Origin of the sequence: Microbacterium shimangi, from assembly GCF_043556445.1 — a bacterium.
Classification (GTDB): domain Bacteria; phylum Actinomycetota; class Actinomycetes; order Actinomycetales; family Microbacteriaceae; genus Microbacterium.
In genome coordinates, this window is sequence record NZ_JBIGII010000003.1 from 247,568 (window position 1) to 260,388 (window position 12,821).

The window sequence follows — 12,821 nt, forward strand, 5'->3', positions numbered from 1 at the left end:
TCTCTTGATACTAGGGAGCGGTGCCTCTCGGCGACACCCTCGCAATCGATCTCGCCCGAGACGTAACGCGTTGTTTACAAGGCGGGCCCGACGCAGCGGCACGTGAAGGCGGGTTTGCCGGCAGGCGCGGGCTGTTATCCCGCACGTAGACTGAACGACCGTGAACGAACGCGTCTTGATCAAGCAGCTCCAGTCCGCCCCCGACGGCCCCGTATCGGTGTCGGGATGGGTCGAGACGGTGCGCGATCAGAAGAAGGTGCAGTTCGTCATCCTCCGCGACGAGTCGGGTGCCGTGCAGCTCGTGAACCCGGCGACCCGTGAACTCGGAGACGACGCGGATGCTGCGCGCGAAAGCGCTCTCGCCCTCACCGAGACGATCTCGGGTCTCGCGACCGGTACCTTCCTCACCGTCCGCGGCGAGCTGAAGCACGACGAGCGTGTGAAGCTCGGCGGCGTCGAGATCAAGGTCGCGACCCTCGACATCGCGGCGGCGGCGAACCCCGAGACCCCGATCGCGGCCGACAGCGGTATGGACAAGCGCATGGACTGGCGCTTCCTCGACCTGCGACAGGCGCGCAACGCCCTCATCTTCCGCGTGCAGACGACCCTCGAGCACGCGATGCGCACCTACTGGATCGAGCGCGACTACATCGAGCTCCACTCCCCGAAGCTCATGTCGAGCCCGTCGGAGTCGAACGCCGAGCTCTTCAGCATGGAGTACTTCGAAGACAAGACGGCCTACCTCGCGCAGAGCCCGCAGCACTTCAAGCAGATGGCGCAGTCGGCCGGCTTCGGCAAGATCTTCGAGATCGGCGACGTCTTCCGGGCCGACCCGTCGTTCACGAGCCGCCACGCGACCGAGTTCACCTCGATCGACGCCGAGATCAGCTGGATCGACTCGCACGAAGACGTCGCCGCCATGCAGGAGGAGCTCCTCCGCGACGCGATCGCCGCCGTCAAGGAGAAGCACGGCGCCGAGATCGAGGAGCTGTTCGGCCTCGAGGTCACCGTCCCGACTCTGCCGTTCCCCCGCATCCCGCTCGCCGAAGCGCGCGAGATCGTCGCGAAGCGCGGGTACGAGATCCCCCGCGCCGACGGCGACCTCGACCCCGAAGGCGAGCGCCAGATCTCCGCCTATGTGGAGGAGACCTACGGCTCGCAGTTCGTCTTCATCACCGACTACCACCCCGAGATCCGGCCGTTCTACCACATGCGTGACGCCGAGACCGGGCTCACCCGCAGCTACGACCTGCTCTTCAAGGGCGTCGAGATCACCACCGGTGCGCAGCGCGAGCACCGCGTCGAGGTGCTGGAGCAGCAGGCCGCCGAGAAGGGTCTCGACCTCGCCGGCATCGAGCACTACCTCGACTTCTTCCGCTACGGCACTCCCCCGCACGGCGGCTTCGGCATGGGCCTCGCCCGCGTCCTGATGCTGCTGCTCGGCGAGAGCAGCATCCGCGAGGTGACCTTCCTCTTCCGCGGCCCGACGCGCCTGGCCCCCTGACCCTCGCGGTCAGCGTTTGCGCTTGCGGGCCTTCGCTGTGAGCGTGGACTGAAGCCGGTCCCAGAGCGCGGAGAAGGCGCGGGCGGCCTCGGCCGACGGTGCGTACCGGCCGATCGGCGCGCGTTCGGCTCCCATGCGCTCGACGAGCACGGTCGACGGCACCACGATGTCGGTGACGGCTGCGTGCCCGGGGAGCGTTGCGATCGCATCGCGGTGCAGGGTCTTTCGGCGATCGACCATCGAGAGGAACGCGACCAGCTTCGCTTTCGACGCCGACGCCTCGACGAACTCCGTGACCTGCGCGAGGGCACGCATCGACAGCGGCGATGGCACGAGCGGCACGACGACCACGTCCGCCGAGAAAACGGCATTCTCGGCGACGAGCGACGCTCCCGGCGGGCAGTCGAGGATCACTACGTCGTAGTCGTCGGCGATCTGGTCGAGGATCTTCGAGACGCGGCGCTCCGACTTCTTGGCCGAGTCCAAGACGAGGTCGAGATCACGGTAGCTGGCGTCAGCCGGAAGCACGTCGAGATGGTCGACGTCTGTCGACCGGATCGCGGCCGACACCTTCTTCTCGCCCGACACCAGTGCGGCCACGCCGCCTTTCACCTTCGGCTTCACCTGCAGTACGAACGTCGCCGCGCCCTGCGGGTCGAGGTCCCACAGCAGAACGCGGTGGTTCTTCGCCGCCTCCCACGCCAGGTTCACCGCTGCCGTGGTCTTACCGACACCGCCCTTGGTGCTGTAGACGGCGACGACCTTCATGGGGTGGGCGTGGAATCGAGCGCGGCGATCAGCGCCGCCTTGTTCATCCGCGAGTACCCCACGACGCCGCGCTCTTTGGCCCGGTGGCGCAACTCGACGAGGGTCGGTGCCGCGGGTTCGGGAGCGGGCAGCGGAGGCGTGAGGATCGCGGCGGCGGGCTCGGTCGTGGCCGCCGACGCCTTGGCCGACTGCACTTCGCGTGCCGCGTCCGCGTGCTTCGCGCTGAGCTTCTCGGTCTTCTTCGTCAGCTGCGCGGCTTTCGCGCGCAGCTTTCGGCTCGACTCCTTGACGGCCTTGCGTGCCTTGCTCACCGACTTCTCGGCCCGGGCGAGCGCCTTCTTGGCTTTCGCCTCGGCGGCCTTCTTGTCCGACTTGCTCGAGTGCTTCTTCTCGGCGGTCTTGGTCTGCGTCATGGGTCTGCCTCCTGTTCGGGCCCGGAAGGGCCCACGTCCCACAATATGAACGAAGGCTGACGAACGGGTGAACGAAGCGCGATTCGCCCAGATCGGGCCCGCCTGATCGGGCATCGGGACCCAGCGGACGGAAAGATGACCTGGCTAGCGTGGGTACCCCGACCCGAGGAGCACAATGATCGATTCCTGGCTGCAGTTCGCCATCGCGCTCGTCGTCGCGATCGTGGTGGCCGTCGTGCTGACCGCCGTCGTCGCGTACGTCGTGCGCATGGTCGCGAAGCGCCGCGAATGGCCCCGCGGGCTCGTCCGCCACGCCCGACGGCCGTTCCGGGTCATCGTCCTCGTGATCGCGCTGTGGATCGCCTTCACCCTGACCCTCCCCCTCGATGTCGATGTGATGTGGGGCACCGTCATCAACCACGCGTTCACGCTCGTCCTCATCGGCGCTTCCGCCTGGCTGCTCGGAGGCCTCGTCACCTTCGCCACCGACATCACGCTCGGGCGGAACCGCATCGACATGCCCGACAACCGCGTGGCGCGCCGCATCCGCACGCAGACGCTCATCGTCCGGCGTCTCGCGATCGTGCTCATCGCCATCATCGCGATCGCCGCGATGCTGCTCACGTTCCCCGCCGTGCAGGCGTTCGGCGCCAGCATCCTCGCCTCGGCCGGCATCGCCTCCATCGTCGCGGGCCTCGCGGCGCAGTCGGTGCTCGCCAACGTCTTCGCCGGCATTCAGCTGGTCTTCAGCGACGCGCTCCGCGTCGACGACGTGGTCGTGGTCGAAGGCGAGTGGGGCCGCATCGGCGAGATCACGCTGAGCTACGTCGTGGTCGATCTCTGGGACGACCGTCGACTGGTCCTCCCGTGCACCTACTTCACCACCAAGCCGTTCGAGAACTGGACCCGCGAGGGCAGCGAACTGCTCGGAGCCGTCGAACTCGACGTCGACTGGCGCGTCTCACCCGGCCGCATGCGGGAGCAGCTCGCGTCCGTCCTGTCCGAGACCGAGCTCTGGGACGGCCGCGCCTCGGTGCTGCAGGTCACCGACGCTCTCGGCGGGCTCGTGCGCGTGCGCATCCTGGTCACCGCCGCCGACGCTCCGACGCTGTTCGACCTCCGCTGCTTCGTGCGAGAAGCGATGGTGAGCTGGATCCAGAACGATGCGCCCGACGCTCTGCCGGTGCAGCGCGTGATGCTGACCGAACCGGATGCTGTCGCCCGACCCGCTCGTCACGAAGCCACCGAGGCTGCCGGGCTCTTCACCGGCAGCGTGGCGGCGGAGGAACGCGCTGCCCACTTCACGCAGGCGATTCCCGTCATCGCGTCCGACGACGCTCCCCGCGCGGCTCAGAAGGGGTAGTCGACGACCGCGCGCTCGGCGACGACGGAGCCGACGAAGGCGGCCGCCTCGAGGTGCGCGGGGTGCGCCTGGTAGCGCTCGAGGGCGTCTGCGTCTGCGAACTCCGACACCAGCGCGACGTCCCAGTTCGTGGCGGGATACGCGATGTTGCGCCCGACCTCGAGAGTCACGATCTCGTCGATGAGAGGGATGAGCGCTGAAAGGTGCTCACCGATCTGCTCGGCGTGCAACGCGCGGGTGTCGGCGTCTTCTGCCGCCAGTTTCCAGAGGACGATGTGGCGAATGCTCATGAGGAGGCTCCTTCGGTGTGGGCCTCGACAAGAGTGGCGCGAAGGCGATCGGCCGAGAGCCGCCAGTGCGCGTGCAGTTCGCCGTCGACGAGGACGACGGGGACCTTCTCCCACCACAGCTCGTAGAGAGCCGGGTCTTCGAGAATGGACAGACGTTCGGTCACGACCTGGTCGGCGATGCCGGAAGGAAGATCTTCGAGCACGAGCCCGACGATCTCGTCTGCGACGTCGCACAGATGGCAATCCGGCTTCCCGATCAGGGTGAGGGTCGTCACGTACCCAGCCTACGGGGCCTGGTGGGAGCGGGGTCCCCGATCACTTCTCTACGTCGAAGCCCGCCTGAACCCACGCACCGGTGCCGCCGTCGACGTTCGTCGCGTCGTGCCCGCGCGCGGTCAGCGCCTCGACGACCCGCGCAGAACGACCGCCCACCTGACAGATCACATCGAACGGACCCTCGGGAAGCTCTTCCAGACGGTCGCCGATCGTCGACATCGGCAGGTTGACGGCGCCGGGCACGTGGCCCGCGGCGAACTCGTCAGCTTCGCGGACGTCGATGAGCGGCGTGCCTTCGCGGTCGCGAAGCTGCTGGACGGTGATGGACTGCATGCCGAACTCCTCGTCGAATGAGACGTGCCGCTGAAAGCACGAAGCGCCCGCCGATGAGGGCAGGCGCTTTGTGCGGCGGCCGCTACTTCTTGTTGCGGCGCTGGTGGCGAGTCTTGCGAAGCAGCTTGCGATGCTTCTTCTTCGCCATGCGCTTGCGGCGCTTCTTGATGACTGAACCCATGGGAAACCTCACTAAGTCAGGGGTCTGGGTGCCGGTTGCGGCGCCCGGGTAGGGGCAGATGCGAAAAAATGCCTCGGATCAGTCTAGCCGACGTCGGAGACCGGCCGTTGCAGCACATCGACGACGGCGGACTCCAGCACGCGGTAGCTGCGGCCGAAACGCACGGCGGGCAGTTCGCCCGCGTGGACGAGACGGTAGACCGTCATCTTCGACACACGCATCACCTCGGCGACCTCCGCGACGGTGAGGAAACGCACATCTGGCAGCTCTGCCATGGAGTCCCCTTCGTCCGGTGGCGCTGGGGACACTCTAGGGGTCGCGCGCGACGCGTGTAAACCCGAGTGACGGGTGTGACTCAGCGGCCTGGAAGCTTGCGCCAGGCGTTCGTCATGGCGTTCTTCGCCTGCGCGGCGGCGCGTCCGACGACCTCGGCCGCGTGCATCGCCGGCTCCGGGAGCGTCGCGACGGCCGGCTCGACCGAGAAGAAAGGCACCAGCCAGTCGTCGACCTCGTCCAGCGGAGCGATCGCGAGGCTGTAATACCGGTGCTGGCCCTCTTCGCGCACCGATACCAGTTCGGCGTCGCGCAAGACCTTGAGGTGCTTCGAGACCGTGGGCTGGCTCACACCCAGCTCGTGGACGATCTGCGAGACGCTCGTGCCGTTGTCGCCGCGGGTGGAGCGGTCGAGCAGCAGTTGGAGGATGTCGCGACGTGTACCGTCCGCAATCACGTCGAAGATGTCCGCCATGGGTTTAGGTTAGCCGCGGGTTCGCCGGGATACCATGATTCCCGGCCGCGAAGGCGTCGCCCCGAGCGGGCCGGGTGAGACGAGGGGGACGACGCATGGCGGCATCGCCGGCAGATCGTCCCGCGCGACGCGACCTCCTCCGGAGCCTCCGGCACCTCTGGGACTCGCTCCGCGACCTCACCACCGCCTCACCGGCGCGCTTCGCGGTCATGGTCTTCGTGACGCTGATCCTGCTGTTCACCGGGCTGTTCTCGCTCCCCGCCGCCGCCGCCGACGGGCAACGCACCCCGCTCGCCGACGCCCTGTTCACGGCCGTGTCGACGATCTGCGTCACGGGTCTGTCGACCGTCGACATGTACTCGCACTGGTCACCGCTCGGCCACGTCATCACCTACGTCGGCGTGAACGTCGGTGCGTTGGGCGTGTTGACGCTGGCCTCCATCCTCGGACTCGTCATCTCGAAGCGGCTCGGACTCCGCGCCAAACTGATCGCCGCGGGCGACAGCAACCCGTTGCGCGCCCACGGGGGGCCGATCAACGAGGGCCAGACCGTGCGACTCGGTGAGGTCGGCCAGCTGCTCGCCACCGTCGCCCTCTCGACGCTCGTCATCGAGGCGGGGCTGACCGTCCTCCTCTACCCCGCCCTCCTGACGGCGGGGGTCGACCCGATCAACGCCCTCTGGGAAGCGCCGTACTACGCGGCCATGGCCTTCACCAACACGGGCTTCGTGCCGAGTGCTGACGGTCTCGCCCCCTTCGCCGACGACTACTTCCTCCTCACCGTCCTCATGGTCGGCGTGTTCCTCGGCTCGATCGGCTTCCCGGTCATCTTCACGCTGTGGCGGCATGCCTGGCACTTCCGGCGGTGGTCGCTGCACGCGAAGCTCACCATCATCACGACGGTCATCCTCTTCTTCGCCGGTGCGGGCGCGATCCTCCTGCTGGAGTTCAACAACCCGCTCACGTTCGGCAGGTCGGATGCCTGGGACACGACCTTCCAGGCCTTCTTCCTGTCGGCGATGACGCGGTCCGGCGGCTTCTCGGTCATCGACATCGGCGACCTCCACGGCTCGACCCTCGTCGTCGGCTCGATGCTGATGTTCGTCGGAGGCGGTTCGGCCTCCACGGCCGGTGGCATCAAGGTCACGACCCTCGCCGTGCTGGCCCTCGCGGTGTTCTCCGAGGCCAAGGGGCGTCAGTCGGTCGAGGCGTTCGGTCGGCGCATCCCGAGCGACGTCCAGCGCGTCGCGCTCTCGGTCGTGGCGTGGGGGGCGACGATCGTCGCCCTGTCGACGATCACGATCGGCCAGATCACGCAGGCACCGATCGAAGAGGTGCTCTTCGACGTCATCTCGGGCTTCGCGACGGTCGGGTTGTCGACCGGTCTCACCGCCGAGCTTCCGGATCCGGCCGTCTACGTTCTGGCGGTCACCATGTTCATGGGCCGCATTGGTACAGTGACACTCGCCGCGGCCGTCGCCGCGAGCTCTCGCTCGCAGCTGTATTCGCTTCCCGTCGAAAGGCCCATCGTTGGTTGATCGCTTCAGGGGTGACGCGCCCGTCCTCGTCATCGGTCTCGGTCGATTCGGCGCGGCCTGCGCCGGCGAACTCGACCGCCTGGAGCGCGAAGTACTTGCGATCGACGGCAGCCTCGAGCTCGTTCAGAAGTGGTCCGAGCGGGTCACCCACACCGTCCAGGCCGATGCCCGCAACATCGACGCCCTGAAGCAGATCGGCGCGCAGGACTTCCAAGTCGCCGTCGTCGCCGTCGGCTCGCTCATCGAAGCATCCGTCCTCATCACCGCGAACCTCGTCGATCTGAAGGTTCCGCAGATCTGGGCCAAGGCGGTCTCGCAATCGCACGGCAAGATCCTCGCTCGCGTGGGCGCCAACCACGTCATCTACCCCGAGCGCGAGGCAGGCGAGCGCGTCGCGCACCTCGTGAGCGGTCGGATGCTGGACTTCATCCGCTTCGACGACGACTTCGTGCTCGCGAAGATGTACCCGCCGAAGCTCATTCGCGGCATCGGCCTCAACGAGTCGGGCGTCCGATCGAAGTACAACGTGACCGTCGTCGGCGTGAAGAGCCCCGGCCGCGCATTCCGTTACGCCGAGGCGAACACCGTCGTCACCAATCACGACCTCATCATCGTGTCGGGGACGAACTCCGACATCGAGCGCTTCGCTGCCCTCGACCGCTAAGGCGCCGCGTCATCCTTGGCGCTGACGCGCGGGGCTGCGACATCGAGCGCTTCGCTACCCTCGACCGCTAAGGCGCCGCGTCATCCTTGGCGCTGACGCGCGGGGCTCCGACATCGAGCGCTTCGCCGCCCTCGACCGCCGAGGGCGACGAGGGCGGCGTGTCGCTCAGACCGCCGCGGCCTTGTCGGCGTGCGGTCGCTCCCGCTCGGCGAAGGCCGGGTCTTCGATCCACGACTTCTTCCGGGCGACCTGGAAGATGATGATCGCGTATACCGCCTTGGCCACGATGTCGGCGATCGAGTACCCGACCTGCTTCCAGACCCAACCGTCGGCTCCGAGGTCGAGAGCCGGCAGCAGGTAGGCGATCGGGTACACACCCCAGCTGAGCAGGAGGAGGTAGCGAAGGCGACTCAGCGTGCCGCGCACGGCCTCGGGCTGCGTAGCCAGCGAGCGGCTCAACTGGATGAACAAGACATACAGGATGAAGAGGAACGGGAGCGTCGAGAGGATTCCGAAGACGGTGCGGACGCCGAGATCCTCGCTCACCTCTCCCGGGTAGCCGAGCACGATCATGAGGATCGCCGCGGGGACGAGCTGGAACAGAAGGCGGTTCTGCATCGCCCGTGCGAGTGCGAGTACGGCGATGAGCTCGACCAGGAGAAGCGGCACCGTCAGGAGCCAGTCGACGTACCGATACCCCTCGTTGAACGCTGCGCCGGCGGTTTCGATGTAGTCGCCGCTCCCGCCCACGGATTCGGTCGTGAAGGCGGCGGTGAACGAGTCGAAGATCCGGAAGTAGTGGTAGGCCGCGATACCGCAGACCACGAGCGCGATCGTGATCGCCGAGCGATAGCGCGGGAGCACACGAGGAAGCGAAATGAGCAGGAAGATCGCGGTGAACAGCTGCGAAGCGATCACCAACGAGAGTGCGTTGTACACAGTGGAGAACTGAGAGGCGGACAGGAGATCGGGAATCACGTCGTGCTCCTAGGTAGGGCGAGGCCCCCGGTTCGGGGATCATCAAGCTATTCGATAAGGCAGTTCATTATCTATATGCTTGCACAGAAAGCGTTCGAAGACGATGGGTAACATTGCCGTTCTGTGAGGTGGACATGACGACCCAGCCCGGTAGATCACATCGGCTCGACGCGTTTCCCGCGGCGGCGGTCCGGTTCTCTCGCGCGCTCGACCGCAACCGCGAGCGCATCGCGGAGGAGGAGGGTCTTTCGGCGAGCGAACTACGCGCCCTGTTCTTCATCGGCGAACACGTGAGCGTCACCCCGAAGCAGTTGGCCGCACACATGCACCTCACCACCACGGCGATCACCTTCATCTCCCGGCGACTGGTCGAGATCGGGATGCTCCACCGCGTCGACCACCCCGACGATCGGCGGAAGATCTTCCTCGAGCTCACCGACGACGCTCACGCGACGGTAGAACGCATACATCTCGAGTTCGACGAGATGGTCCGAAACGCGACGTCGCACCTCACCGATGCTCAGGTGGACGACTTCACGGGCTACCTGCAGTCGGTGGGGACGGCAGTCGCCGAGCACACCGCTAGACTCTCGAACGGCAAGAGCGCGGCGACGATCTGACCCTCACCCACCGGCGGCGAGTTCACGAGCGCGAACGAGCGCCGCGTCGGTGGCGCGACCGAAGAGGTCGGCGAGTTCAGCCCCCTGCAACACGGCGATGGCCCGCTCGGTCGTACCCTTCGGGCTCGTGACCCGGCGGCGGAGCTCGGCGGGATCCACGCCGGAAGCCGCGAGCAGCGCCGCGGCGCCGATGAAGGTCTGCTCGGCGAGGAGGCGAGCCTGCGCCTCGTCGAAGCCCTTGGCCCTGGCAGCCTTCGTCAGCTCTTCGACGAGCAAGAAGACGTAGGCCGGCCCCGAACCCGAAACCGTCGAGAGCGCGTCGATGCGGTCCTCGGGGACCTCGACGACGGCTCCGACCGTTTCGAAGAGGGACCGCACGACGGCGGTCTGCTCGGGGGTCGTGGACACCCCCGAGGCGAGTCCCGTGACCGCCTTTCCCACCAGGGCGGGGGTGTTCGGCATCGAGCGGAAGACGGCAGCATCCGGCCCGAGAATCTCGGCGAACGTGGCAAGGGTGACGCCGGCGGCGAGGCTCACCACCAACGCACCCCGACGAAGGTGCGGCGCGATCTCACGCAGGAGGTCGGGAACCATCGCTGGCTTCACCCCGATGAGGACGATGTCGGCGGATGCTGCAGCCACCGTGTTGCCGTCGGGATGCTCTTCCAGGGCGATGCTCTCGACGCCGTCGAGCCGCGCGAGCTCGGCGGCCTTCGCCGACGTGCGGTTCGTCGCGGCGAGGCGAGGCGCGATGCCGGAAGCCGAGAGACCGCGGAGGACGGCGCCGCCCATCGAGCCCGCACCGAGGATCGCGACGGACGGCAGGGGGACGAACTGCGGCGTGGTCATGCCGTCATCCTATTTAGGCCTCCGCGCTGGGCCGGCGCGTCAGCGACCGACGGCTCGCCGTCAGCGCCCGGAGGGGCACGAGGTCTATCATCGGGCTTCGAGGGTGCATCCCCCCGAGGACGGAGTAGATCGCATGGGCCTGTTCGACGGCATCGCCTCCCGGTCGATCGAGACGACGCGACTCTCGGTGAACATTCTCGAACGCGCGGCCGATGATGCCGTCACCCCTGCCGAGCGCACCGTCGTGTTCGTTCACGGCAGCGTCTCGTCGGCGTTGTTCTGGCAAGAGGTCATGCAAGACCTCCCCGCCGAGCTCCGGGCCATCGCGGTCGATCTCCGCGGCTTCGGCGGGACCGAGCACATGCCGATCGACGCCACGCGCGGGGTGCGCGACTTCAGCGACGACCTGTTCGCGACCCTCGAGGTGCTCGGCATCGATACCGCCCATCTCGTCGGCTGGGGGCTCGGCGGCGCGGTCGTGCTGCAGTACGCCCTCGACCATCCCACCCTCTCCCTCACCCTCGAAGCCCCCGTGTCGCCCTATGGGTTCGGCGGCACCCGCCGCGACGGCTCGCGGCTCTCCGAAGACGACGCCGGCTGTGGTGGGGCCGTCGCCAGCCCCGACTTCGTCCAGCGGCTCGCCGACGGCGATGCGAGCGACGACGCTCCCACGTCGCCGCGCAGCGTGTTCCGCGCCTCGTACGTCGCCTCCGGTTATGCGTCCGCGCACGAAGACACCTGGGTCGAGAGCATGCTCACGACCTCGACAGCCGTCGGCAACTATCCGGGCGACGCCGTGGCGAGCCCGAACTGGCCGGGTTTCGCCGCCGGCCCGCTGGGCGTGCTGAACACCGTCGCACCGCGCTACTTCGACGTGTCGGGCATCGTCGACCTCGCCGACAAGCCCCCGATCGTCTGGGTGCACGGCACCGCCGACGCCGTCGTGTCGGACGCCTCGTTCTCGGACGTCAACCACCTCGGCGCGCTCGGCGTCGTCGCCGAGTGGCCCGGCGATGAGATCGCGCCGGCCCAGCCGATGGTGTCGCAGACACGCGACGTGCTCGACGCCTACGCCGCGGCGGGCGGCGTCGTCACCGAGGTCTCCCTCGAAGGTGTCGGGCATACGCCCCACCTCGAGACGCCCGCCGATTTCCGTCGCGCGCTGCTCGCCGGGATCGGCTACGTCGGCACCCCGTTCGATCCGGCGCCGCCCACCGAGGCCATCATCATCCGCTCGGCCGACTGACACTTCGCCGCCCGTTCACCGACGCCGGGTCCCCGCGACTGACAGACTGACCGCGTGGAATACTGCCTCTTCACCGAGCCCCAAGAGGGCTTCGACTACGACGATCAGCTCGCTTTCGCCCTCGCGGCGGAGCGCCTCGGTTTCGACGCGTACTTCCGGTCGGACCACTACCTGAGGATGGCCGACGGCGATCCCGGGCCCGGTGGCACCGACGCCTGGACGACCCTCGCGGGGCTGGCCCGCGAGACGAGCACGATCCGCCTCGGCACGCTCGTGTCGTCGGCGACCCACCGGGTGCCGGGCGTGCTCGCGGTGCAGGTGGCGCAGGTCGACCGCATGTCGGGCGGCCGCGTCGAGTTCGGCCTGGGCACGGGCTGGTTCGAGCGCGAGCACCGCGCCTACGGCATCCCGTTCCCCGAGAAGCGCTTCGGACTGTTCGAGGAACAGCTCGAAATCATCACGGGCCTCTGGGCGACCCCGGTCGGGGGTCGCTTCGACTTCGCCGGCGAGCACTACACCGTCGACGACTCCCCCGCCCTCCCGAAGCCCGTGCAGTCCCGCATGCCCGTCATCGTCGGTGGCGGCGGAAAGAGCCGCACACCGGCGATCGCTGCCCGCTTCGCGACCGAGTTCAACATCGGCTTCACCGACGAAGAGAGCGTCGCCCAGAAGTTCGCGGGCGTTCGCGGCGCCTGCGAACGGATCGGACGCGACCCCGAGACGCTCAAGCTCTCGGTCGCCGTGCCGACACTCGCCGGAGCCACCGAAAGCGATCTGGGGCGCCGTGCCGAGAAGGTCGGTCGGTCGCTCGACGATTTCCGGGCCACGGCCGGGAACGTCGCGGGCGGTCGCGACGAGATCGTCGCGAAGGTCGACCGTCTTCGCGCGCTCGGCGCGCAGCGGGTGTACCTGCAGCTGCTCGACATCCGCGACCTCGACCAGGTCGAGTTCCTCGGCACCGAGGTGCTTCCCTTTCTGCCGCGCTGACCGGTCTGCCGCGCTGACCGGCGGGCCGTGCTGACCGGCGGGCCGCGAGAATCAACCCGGCGC

General features: G+C 67.9%; 17 protein-coding genes. 7 read left to right on the top strand and 10 right to left on the bottom strand.

All coding sequences use genetic code 11. The annotated features are described in order from the left end of the window. Positions 1-160 precede the first annotated feature (160 nt). Positions 161-1,504: an aspartate--tRNA(Asn) ligase gene (gene aspS / locus ACFXQA_RS02865; protein WP_394518279.1), complete on the top strand. Its 1,344-nt coding sequence runs from the start codon at positions 161-163 to the stop codon at positions 1,502-1,504. A gap of 9 nt (positions 1,505-1,513) precedes the next feature. Here aspS and ACFXQA_RS02870 read toward each other — a convergent pair whose 3' ends face one another. Further along, positions 1,514-2,272 carry a ParA family protein gene (locus ACFXQA_RS02870; protein WP_394518280.1) on the bottom strand — a complete coding sequence of 253 codons (759 nt, stop codon included), beginning with the start codon at positions 2,270-2,272 and terminating at the stop codon, positions 1,514-1,516. Further along, complete coding sequence (locus ACFXQA_RS02875) at positions 2,269-2,685, bottom strand: hypothetical protein (RefSeq protein ID WP_394518281.1); 417 nt, start codon at positions 2,683-2,685, stop codon at positions 2,269-2,271. The genes ACFXQA_RS02870 and ACFXQA_RS02875 overlap by 4 nt, the downstream gene beginning before the upstream one ends. Positions 2,686-2,860: 175 nt before the next feature. Between ACFXQA_RS02875 and ACFXQA_RS02880 the strand changes: the two genes are divergently transcribed. Beyond that, on the top strand, positions 2,861-4,048 hold the full coding sequence (locus tag ACFXQA_RS02880) for a mechanosensitive ion channel family protein (RefSeq protein ID WP_394518282.1): 1,188 nt from the start codon (positions 2,861-2,863) through the stop codon (positions 4,046-4,048). On the opposite strand, the gene ACFXQA_RS02885 is transcribed toward ACFXQA_RS02880, so the two are convergent. The 6 genes from ACFXQA_RS02885 to ACFXQA_RS02910 form a co-directional block, all read right to left on the bottom strand. Next, the gene (locus ACFXQA_RS02885; RefSeq protein WP_394518283.1) at positions 4,036-4,338 is read right to left on the bottom strand and encodes a Dabb family protein; all 303 of its coding nucleotides are present in this window, start codon (positions 4,336-4,338) and stop codon (positions 4,036-4,038) included. The two genes, ACFXQA_RS02880 and ACFXQA_RS02885, sit on opposite strands and share 13 nt — an antisense overlap. Then, positions 4,335-4,613, bottom strand: a complete 279-nt coding sequence (locus tag ACFXQA_RS02890; protein WP_394518284.1) for a glutaredoxin family protein — start codon at positions 4,611-4,613, stop codon at positions 4,335-4,337. The genes ACFXQA_RS02885 and ACFXQA_RS02890 overlap by 4 nt, the downstream gene beginning before the upstream one ends. A gap of 40 nt (positions 4,614-4,653) precedes the next feature. After that, on the bottom strand, positions 4,654-4,947 hold the full coding sequence (locus tag ACFXQA_RS02895; RefSeq protein ID WP_394518285.1) for a rhodanese-like domain-containing protein: 294 nt from the start codon (positions 4,945-4,947) through the stop codon (positions 4,654-4,656). An 82-nt stretch (positions 4,948-5,029) separates the two neighbouring features. Continuing rightward, positions 5,030-5,128 carry a 30S ribosomal protein bS22 gene (locus ACFXQA_RS02900; RefSeq protein WP_003792170.1) on the bottom strand — a complete coding sequence of 33 codons (99 nt, stop codon included), beginning with the start codon at positions 5,126-5,128 and terminating at the stop codon, positions 5,030-5,032. 83 nt (positions 5,129-5,211) lie between these two features. Continuing rightward, positions 5,212-5,403: a helix-turn-helix domain-containing protein gene (locus ACFXQA_RS02905; protein WP_394518286.1), complete on the bottom strand. Its 192-nt coding sequence runs from the start codon at positions 5,401-5,403 to the stop codon at positions 5,212-5,214. 80 nt (positions 5,404-5,483) lie between these two features. Further along, complete coding sequence (locus ACFXQA_RS02910; protein ID WP_394518287.1) at positions 5,484-5,876, bottom strand: ArsR/SmtB family transcription factor; 393 nt, start codon at positions 5,874-5,876, stop codon at positions 5,484-5,486. A 95-nt stretch (positions 5,877-5,971) separates the two neighbouring features. Here ACFXQA_RS02910 and ACFXQA_RS02915 point away from each other — a divergent pair, with 95 nt between their 5' ends. Both ACFXQA_RS02915 and ACFXQA_RS02920 read left to right on the top strand, forming a co-directional pair. Further along, complete coding sequence (locus tag ACFXQA_RS02915; protein WP_394518288.1) at positions 5,972-7,414, top strand: TrkH family potassium uptake protein; 1,443 nt, start codon at positions 5,972-5,974, stop codon at positions 7,412-7,414. Next, positions 7,407-8,078 carry a potassium channel family protein gene (locus tag ACFXQA_RS02920; protein ID WP_394518289.1) on the top strand — a complete coding sequence of 224 codons (672 nt, stop codon included), beginning with the start codon at positions 7,407-7,409 and terminating at the stop codon, positions 8,076-8,078. Before ACFXQA_RS02915 ends, ACFXQA_RS02920 begins: the two co-directional genes overlap by 8 nt. 165 nt (positions 8,079-8,243) lie before the next feature. On the opposite strand, the gene ACFXQA_RS02925 is transcribed toward ACFXQA_RS02920, so the two are convergent. After that, positions 8,244-9,056 carry a bacteriorhodopsin-like gene (locus ACFXQA_RS02925; protein WP_394518290.1) on the bottom strand — a complete coding sequence of 271 codons (813 nt, stop codon included), beginning with the start codon at positions 9,054-9,056 and terminating at the stop codon, positions 8,244-8,246. 134 nt (positions 9,057-9,190) lie between these two features. On the opposite strand from ACFXQA_RS02925, the gene ACFXQA_RS02930 reads away from it, so the two are divergent. After that, positions 9,191-9,676 carry a MarR family winged helix-turn-helix transcriptional regulator gene (locus ACFXQA_RS02930; protein WP_394518291.1) on the top strand — a complete coding sequence of 162 codons (486 nt, stop codon included), beginning with the start codon at positions 9,191-9,193 and terminating at the stop codon, positions 9,674-9,676. Positions 9,677-9,679: 3 nt separating this feature from the next. Here ACFXQA_RS02930 and proC read toward each other — a convergent pair whose 3' ends face one another. After that, complete coding sequence (gene proC / locus ACFXQA_RS02935; RefSeq protein WP_394518292.1) at positions 9,680-10,525, bottom strand: pyrroline-5-carboxylate reductase; 846 nt, start codon at positions 10,523-10,525, stop codon at positions 9,680-9,682. Positions 10,526-10,658: 133 nt separating this feature from the next. Here proC and ACFXQA_RS02940 point away from each other — a divergent pair, with 133 nt between their 5' ends. Both ACFXQA_RS02940 and ACFXQA_RS02945 read left to right on the top strand, forming a co-directional pair. Then, the gene (locus tag ACFXQA_RS02940; RefSeq protein WP_394518293.1) at positions 10,659-11,771 is read left to right on the top strand and encodes an alpha/beta fold hydrolase; all 1,113 of its coding nucleotides are present in this window, start codon (positions 10,659-10,661) and stop codon (positions 11,769-11,771) included. A 54-nt stretch (positions 11,772-11,825) separates the two neighbouring features. Then, positions 11,826-12,758: an LLM class F420-dependent oxidoreductase gene (locus ACFXQA_RS02945; protein WP_394518294.1), complete on the top strand. Its 933-nt coding sequence runs from the start codon at positions 11,826-11,828 to the stop codon at positions 12,756-12,758. The last annotated feature ends 63 nt before the right edge of the window (positions 12,759-12,821 follow it).

Bases quoted from the DNA above. Each gene is read 5' to 3' on its own strand.
- ACFXQA_RS02900 (WP_003792170.1), bottom strand. From the start codon at position 5,128: ATGGGTTCAGTCATCAAGAAGCGCCGCAAGCGCATGGCGAAGAAGAAG.
- ACFXQA_RS02875 (WP_394518281.1), bottom strand. From the start codon at position 2,685: ATGACGCAGACCAAGACCGCCGAGAAGAAGCACTCGAGCAAGTCGGAC.
- ACFXQA_RS02940 (WP_394518293.1), top strand. From the start codon at position 10,659: ATGGGCCTGTTCGACGGCATCGCCTCCCGGTCGATCGAGACGACGCGA.
- proC (WP_394518292.1), bottom strand. From the start codon at position 10,525: ATGACCACGCCGCAGTTCGTCCCCCTGCCGTCCGTCGCGATCCTCGGT.
- ACFXQA_RS02910 (WP_394518287.1), bottom strand. From the start codon at position 5,876: ATGGCGGACATCTTCGACGTGATTGCGGACGGTACACGTCGCGACATC.
- ACFXQA_RS02930 (WP_394518291.1), top strand. From the start codon at position 9,191: ATGACGACCCAGCCCGGTAGATCACATCGGCTCGACGCGTTTCCCGCG.
- ACFXQA_RS02870 (WP_394518280.1), bottom strand. From the start codon at position 2,272: ATGAAGGTCGTCGCCGTCTACAGCACCAAGGGCGGTGTCGGTAAGACC.
- ACFXQA_RS02915 (WP_394518288.1), top strand. From the start codon at position 5,972: ATGGCGGCATCGCCGGCAGATCGTCCCGCGCGACGCGACCTCCTCCGG.
- ACFXQA_RS02880 (WP_394518282.1), top strand. From the start codon at position 2,861: ATGATCGATTCCTGGCTGCAGTTCGCCATCGCGCTCGTCGTCGCGATC.
- ACFXQA_RS02905 (WP_394518286.1), bottom strand. From the start codon at position 5,403: ATGGCAGAGCTGCCAGATGTGCGTTTCCTCACCGTCGCGGAGGTCGCC.
- ACFXQA_RS02885 (WP_394518283.1), bottom strand. From the start codon at position 4,338: ATGAGCATTCGCCACATCGTCCTCTGGAAACTGGCGGCAGAAGACGCC.
- ACFXQA_RS02895 (WP_394518285.1), bottom strand. From the start codon at position 4,947: ATGCAGTCCATCACCGTCCAGCAGCTTCGCGACCGCGAAGGCACGCCG.